This is a genomic window from Dapis brunnea BLCC-M229 (assembly GCF_050015995.1).
Lineage (GTDB): Bacteria > Cyanobacteriota > Cyanobacteriia > Cyanobacteriales > Microcoleaceae > Trichodesmium.
Window position 1 is genome coordinate 1 of the sequence record NZ_JBNHEP010000092.1, and the last position, 1,005, is coordinate 1,005.

At 32.8% G+C, this 1,005-nt stretch carries 1 protein-coding gene; it reads right to left on the reverse strand.

Annotated features, from left to right (window positions below; translation table 11 throughout):
* Positions 1–1,005, reverse strand: a 1,005-nt coding sequence (locus tag ACP6PM_RS10610; protein ID WP_426584400.1) for a hypothetical protein, incomplete at both ends; no start/stop codon positions are given.

The window sequence follows — 1,005 nt, forward strand, 5'->3', positions numbered from 1 at the left end:
TATTTGTCTGATTCTCTGAAATTAAATTTTCATTGCTAGGAAGGTTGGCAGACTTTAATTTTTGAGTAGTAGATTTATCGTCTAAAGCGATATTTGTCTCGGATAAAGTTTCTTCAGTGGGGTTAGTTTCAGCCAAAATATTTAGGGAAATATTTGTCTGATTCTTCCCAATTAAATTTTTATTGGCAGGACGGTTGGCAGACTTCAACTTTTGATTAATAGATTTATCGTCTAAAGCGATATTTGTCTCGGATAAAGTTTCTTCAGTGGGATTAGTTTCAGTCAAAACATTTGTCTGATTCTGGCAAATCAAATTTTCATTGGCAGGACGGTTGGCAGACTTCAACTTTTGATTAATAGATTTATCGTCTAAAGCGATATTTGTCTCGGATAAAATTTCGTCACTGGAAATTTGAGGAAAAATATTTAGGAGAACATTTGTCTGATTCTGTGAAATTAAATTTTTCTTGCCAGGAAGGTTTGGAGACTTTAACTTTTGAGTAATATATTTATCCCCTAAACCAATATTTGTCTCGGATAAAGTTTCTTCAGTGAGGTTAGTTTCAGTCAAAATATTTAGGGAAATATTTGTCTGATTCTTCCCAATTAAATTTTCATTGGCAGGAAAGTTGGCAGACTTCAACTTTTGAGCAATATATTTATCGTCTAAAGCAATATTTGTCTCGGATAAAATTTCGTCACTGGAAATTTGAGGAAAAATATTTAGGAGAACATTTGTCTGATTCTGTGAAATTAAATTTTTCTTGCCAGGAAGGTTTGGAGACTTTAACTTTTGAGTAATATATTTATCCCCTAAACCAATATTTGTCTCGGATAGAGTTTCTTCAGTGGGGTTAGTTTCAGTCAAAATATTTGTCTGATTCTGGCAAATCAAATTTTCATTGGCAGGAAGGTTTACAGACTTTAACTTTTGAGTAATAGATTTATGTCCTAAACCAATATTTGTCTCGGATAGAGTTTCTTCAGTGGGGTTAGTTTCAGTCA